This is a genomic window from Acetobacter cerevisiae, from assembly GCF_001580535.1.
In the GTDB taxonomy this organism is placed as follows: Bacteria; Pseudomonadota; Alphaproteobacteria; order Acetobacterales; family Acetobacteraceae; genus Acetobacter; species Acetobacter cerevisiae.
The window spans coordinates 1-1,256 of record NZ_LHZA01000033.1; the positions used below are offsets into that span (position 1 = coordinate 1).

Consider the following 1,256-nt stretch of genomic DNA (forward strand, 5'->3'; position numbering starts at 1 on the left):
ACCAGCTCGTCGATCAACCATGGCGCATCATGTCAATCGGACTGCGCAAGTGGGCTAATGGGTTGTAGCAATCAACGGTTGGTATAACGCCAACCATTGTTTGGCCTGACTCACGGGGTACCCATCGGTTTAAAAATGTGATTCACAGGATGCTGACCATTCTCTGAAGGAGGCATTCTGGATGGGCAGCCCTCTGTCCCTGCGTGACGATCATGATAGTTCGGAGTTGCGACGCCTTGCGCGCAGAAGCCGGCATGCGGGTCAGTCGCGTCGCCTGCTGGCGCTTGCGGCGATTTATGATGGCGCCTCGCGGGGCGAGGCGGCCCTGCTTGCCGGGACAGACCGTCAGAGTATCCGTGACTGGGTGCTGCGTTTCAATGCGGATGGCCCCGATGGCCTTGTGGATCGTCATGGCGGGGGACAGAAAGCCCGCCTGACACAGGAGATGCTGACAGACCTGAAAGTCCGCATTGAGGAAGGGCCGATCCCTGCTGTGCATGGTGTTGTCCGCTGGAGACTGTGTGATCTCTGCGGGTGGCTGCATGAGACCTATGGCGTCAGCCTGTCGGAAACGCGTCTGGGTCAGATCATACGCCGCGAGGGGTTCCGTCTGCTGACAGCCCGGCCACGGCACTATCGCCAGGATACAAAAGCCCAGGACATTTTTAAAAAGAGTTCCCCGGTGTCATGGCGGCGATCAGGTCCGGACATCCCGGAAAAGATATCGAAATCTGGTGGTCTGACGAGGCGCGGATCGGCCAGAAAACGAAGCTGACCCGACGGTGGGCGAAACGGGGCACCCGGCCCCGGGCCGTTGCTGACCTGCGCACCAGATCCGCGTGGATTTTCGGGGCCATCTGTCCTGAAAAGGGAGCGGCCGCAGGCCTCGTGCTCCCTGTCTGCAACCTGCACGGCATGCAGCTCCATCTCGCGGAGATTTCACGCACGGTCGCGCAGGGCGCTCACGCCGTCCTCATTGTGGATCAGGCCGCATGGCATACCAGTCAGAAGCTGGATGTTCCCTACAATATCACCATTCTCCCGCTGCCTCCCCGGGCTCCTGAACTGAACCCGGTGGAAAATCTCTGGCAGTTTATCCGCAATACATGGCTCTCAAACAGAATATTCAGAACCTATGACGATATCGTCGATATCGCCTGCCATGCCTGGAACCAGCTCGTCGATCAACCATGGCGCATCATGTCAATCGGACTGCGCAAGTGGGCTAATGGGTTGTAGCAATCAACGGTTGGTAT

At 58.5% G+C, this 1,256-nt stretch carries 1 protein-coding gene; it reads left to right on the forward strand.

Features of this window, described 5'->3' with window-relative positions; genetic code table 11:
* Window positions 1-181: 181 nt before the first annotated feature.
* A protein-coding gene (locus AD928_RS14220) for an IS630 family transposase (RefSeq protein WP_197461244.1) occupies window positions 182-1,239 on the forward strand; the annotation gives its coding sequence in 2 pieces (ribosomal slippage) (window positions 182-674 and window positions 674-1,239; 1,059 coding nt in all).
* The last annotated feature ends 17 nt before the right edge of the window (window positions 1,240-1,256 follow it).